This window comes from Vallitalea sediminicola, from assembly GCF_054408565.1.
In genome coordinates this window covers 1-4105 of the sequence record NZ_BTPT01000107.1, presented here as the reverse complement: position 1 = coordinate 4105, position 4105 = coordinate 1, and the positions used below count along the sequence as shown (strand labels likewise).

5 protein-coding genes are annotated in these 4105 nt (G+C 29.7%); all 5 read right to left on the bottom strand.

Going from position 1 to position 4105, the window contains the following annotated elements:
• Positions 1–450: response regulator transcription factor (locus tag ACX6CF_RS25680; RefSeq protein WP_458788238.1), on the bottom strand; the 450-nt coding region annotated here is incomplete at its 3' end.
• 87 nt (positions 451–537) lie between these two features.
• Positions 538–1020, bottom strand: a complete 483-nt coding sequence (locus tag ACX6CF_RS25675) for a hypothetical protein (RefSeq protein WP_458788237.1) — start codon at positions 1018–1020, stop codon at positions 538–540.
• A gap of 12 nt (positions 1021–1032) precedes the next feature.
• Positions 1033–1806, bottom strand: a complete 774-nt coding sequence (locus tag ACX6CF_RS25670) for a hypothetical protein (protein WP_458788236.1) — start codon at positions 1804–1806, stop codon at positions 1033–1035.
• Positions 1807–1808: 2 nt separating this feature from the next.
• Complete coding sequence (locus ACX6CF_RS25665; RefSeq protein ID WP_458788235.1) at positions 1809–2696, bottom strand: ABC transporter ATP-binding protein; 888 nt, start codon at positions 2694–2696, stop codon at positions 1809–1811.
• A 16-nt stretch (positions 2697–2712) separates the two neighbouring features.
• Positions 2713–3732 (bottom strand): hypothetical protein, encoded by a 1020-nt coding sequence (locus ACX6CF_RS25660; protein ID WP_458788234.1) that lies wholly within the window; start codon positions 3730–3732, stop codon positions 2713–2715.
• Positions 3733–4105: the final 373 nt, after the last annotated feature.

Genomic DNA, 4105 nt, shown 5'->3' with positions numbered 1-4105 from the left:
GGGATTAGTATTTTCATTTATTAAAAAAGGACCAAAGGATATTTCTTTATCCTCATTATTCTCATTCATTGAACTTCTTCTAAGATGTGCTTTAACTCTATAAGCTACCTCTTTTGGACTGAAAGGTTTTGTAACATAGTCATCCCCGCCTAGAGCGAATCCTAATATTTTATCAACTTCCTCTGACTTAGCAGATAAAAATAATATAGGTACTGTTGAGGTTTCTCTTATTTTCTTACATATCTCATATCCTTCCTTATCTGGAAGCATAATATCTAGTAAGATAATATCAGGTTTCACATTTTCAAACAATTCAAGACCTTTCTGACCTGTTTCTGCAGTATATATCTTTCTAAAACCTTCTTTGGTAAATACTGTATATAATAATTTTAACAAGTCTTTTTCATCATCTACAACTAATATTTTTTTATCTCTTATTAAGTTATCCAATGTCTCACGCTCCTATTATTCATACTTTTAATGTACCTTTTTAGTATATCAAAAAACCTGATATTTTAACATCAGGTTTCAAACATTTTATTCCAAGTCTACTATTTTTATATTATATTTATATGTTCCAAGTATATTTTCACTATTACTTTCATATACTACTACTTCTCCAGCAGACGTTTCAAAATCTAATTTTTCGTTAAAAACAATGGCTCCAGATCTTGTTTTTTCCTTGGCTGCTATTTTTTCTTCTGTATATACTGCCTGTTGTTCTTTTCCATCTATAGTTGCAGATTGGATTTTTATAGATACATCTTTATCCGTTTTATTTTCTACTTGAATTAGTAAACTTCGCTTACTAAACATACTATATGTCGTACCTGTCAAGTATATCTCAAATTGTTCATCATTAGCTACCTCTACATTATCTCTATCTGTATAGTTATTATCACTTACCTCAATATTAGCTACAACATTTTTATCTCTATCAAGTTTTTCTAATTCCTTACATCCCACAAAAATATAACTTGTTATTACTATAGTCATTATTAGTAAAACTATCTTTCTCATTATTTTTTCCTCCTAGTTATTTTCTTTTATAAACACCTTATAAGTAAGCACAGGCAATGCTATAAATCCTACTATATATATTACTATAAGAATAATTATTATCTCTAGTGGTACCTTGAATCTTACAAGCTGACAACTCATCATTCCCCAAAGAGGTGTAAGTCCTAGATAGTCTACTAATCCATTTTTTCTAATGAGCCCTTCAAATAGATATGGTATTCCCATAATAACTCCGCCAAATATGAATGGAATCGCAGCTGACTTACTAACTGATGATAAAAATAATCCTATTTGTGCAAAGAAAAAAGAACTTATTATTATAGTCACAATCATAATCAAAATCATCTGTAGAACAGTAAGCTCTGAACCACTTTTACCAAAATACCAAAGCTCTTTAAGAGGCAAATCCAATTCTTCAAATTGAAACTTGGTTAAAGCAGATATGCATACAGTCAAAAAGACGGATACATTTATTATTGATGCAGAGATTCCTGCAGCTATTGATTTTGCTAATATAATTTTTCTTTTACCATTAATCGTCGTTTTTATAAAACCTGCCATATTTGAACTATATTCCATAGTGTATGCTCCAGAAAACACCATGAACATGATTACTCCCATCAAAGGAACAAGACCATATCCTTTATTAAATATGTCTGCATAAGTTTCTCTTATAGCAAATTCCCTTATAGTTATATAACTTATAAATAATATTCCTAACCATACAATAAATATAGACTTCTTAAAAAATATCTTTTTCATTTCTAATTTTATCAATGTTCCCATTATTACACCTCCGTAGTATTTTCCAGATCAAAGTAGAACATATAGACATCTTCAAACTTAGGCTCTACTACTTGTGTTTCTTTATAATGAGGCATCTTGTCACTTATGACTCTAAGTTCTATATCATTAACCCCTCGTTGAATATTTACTGTTTTATATTTATTTTGTATCTCATGAACCTCTTCTTCACTAGCAGTCCTAATGGTATATACATTACCTTCCATAGCTCCAAGGATATCCTTATGAGTTCCTTTCATCAATATTGCGCCTTCTTTTATCATAATAGTTTCTTTTGCTATAGATTCTATATCAGAAATTATATGTGTAGATAATATAATAATCTTATCTCTTGATATCTGGGATATAAGATTTCTAAATCTAGCTCTTTCTTGGGGGTCTAACCCTGCTGTAGGTTCATCTAATATTAAAATCTTAGGATCGTTTAATAAGGCTTGTGCGATTCCAACTCTTCTTTTCATACCACCTGAAAACTTACCAACTTGTTTATTTCTTACTTCAAATAATCCCACAATGTTAAGTAGTTCTGCAATTTTCTTTGACGATTTCTTTGAATTTAATCCTTTTAGTGCTGCAACATATTGTAAGAATTGCTTTGCTGAAAAATTTTTGTATACTCCAAATTCCTGTGGAAGATACCCTATTAATGTCCTATATTCATCATCTAGGTTGACTATATTTTTACCGTTGTATTTTATTTCACCTTTAGAAGGTGTAGTCAATGTAGTTATTTGTTTCATCAAAGTAGTCTTTCCAGAACCATTAGGTCCTAGAAGTCCATATACACCATTTTCAAGTATTATGTTTATATTATCATTCGCATTTTTTTTACCATATGTTTTAGTTATATTTTGTATTTCTAATCTATTCATGACTCTCCTCCTCATATTATCTATTCAATTTTTTCTTGATCGCCAACACACTAAATAAAATTCCTGTGAAAATAGTCGCTATCAGAACAACATTGCACACATTGATTACTCCAAAATCTCTTCCCAATATACTAATTTCTCCAGCATACATTCCAATGAATCTATCAGGATAAAGTATTAGCTCTTCATAATTTCCTTTTGTCAGTATACTAAGCAATGGATAAGGTAAAAATTTCATGAGGGTACATACTCTACCTAGACCCATGAATATTAGAACAGCACTTATAGATGCCAAAGAAGTAGAGGATATCAATGAAAAAAAACAAGCTGCTACTGATATACTGATGAATACACCTGTCATTGTCATAATTTTTAATAGTAGATACTCATTAATGGTATAAGCCTTATTAAAAAGAAATCCCATGTCAGATATTCGAAATACTCCCAATTCTCCATTTACAGGCAAACCATATTGAACCATAGTTATTATGAAAGTAACCAACAAATAAATACTATACAGTACAATAGGTAATGTTACTGCTAATGCTACTTTTGAATATAATGCCTTGAGTTTGTTTTTGGATGATAGTATTATATTGTCTACACCTGAAATCTTTTCATCTGTATATATATTAGAGAATATTAAAATCAAAATAATAATTATGATAGCTGACATTAATGGATAGTCTACTTTATAATCCATGACTTTGTAGAAATCTACATCTTTGTACTCTTCATATTTAATATTTTTTAGTTGTTCTTTCACTTTATTAGAAAAATTATTAACTACTTCATCATTTTCGGATACATCTGCAATCTGCTTCATCTGTATTATTTTGTTATTATATTTTTCTTGTGCAATCTCTTGTTTAGGTCTTGTATCTATAACTAATCTATAGTTTTCATCCCTATATGAATTTTCTGTTTCTAGTGTAGGTTTTATTAAAAACATAATTCCAGACAGGAAAATGAATAATGCAATAATTATCAAACCTATTTTAGCTTTAAATATCTTTTTTAGTTCCCAAGAAATCATCTAAGTCTACCTCCTTTTTTTGATTACAAGAAAGATTATAGCATTCCAAACTTTCATGTGATTAAACTAAACCTTAAATAAACCTTACAAATTGATAAATATGAACAGATCTTAATCTGTAGCTTATTTCAGATAACAATCGAGTAGGAGGAATATCATTAATTGATATTCCGACCTCTCACACCACCGTACGTACCGTTCGGTATACGGCGGTTCTCTAGTTTTCACGTATTTTCAAGTAATAGTGAGTCATGGTCATATAACCTAGATTTACTATTTCTTTATTTGTAAGCACAATATTTAGCATCATTGTTGAACGCCATGTCCCTTTCCTACAATTAGCCATTTCATATACTTTCCATAAGGGTAAGTT

Excerpts from the sequence above, each read along its gene's own strand:
- ACX6CF_RS25675 (WP_458788237.1), bottom strand. The coding sequence starts at position 1,020 with ATGAGAAAGATAGTTTTACTAATAATGACTATAGTAATAACAAGTTAT.
- ACX6CF_RS25670 (WP_458788236.1), bottom strand. The coding sequence starts at position 1,806 with ATGGGAACATTGATAAAATTAGAAATGAAAAAGATATTTTTTAAGAAG.
- ACX6CF_RS25665 (WP_458788235.1), bottom strand. The coding sequence starts at position 2,696 with ATGAATAGATTAGAAATACAAAATATAACTAAAACATATGGTAAAAAA.
- ACX6CF_RS25660 (WP_458788234.1), bottom strand. The coding sequence starts at position 3,732 with ATGATTTCTTGGGAACTAAAAAAGATATTTAAAGCTAAAATAGGTTTG.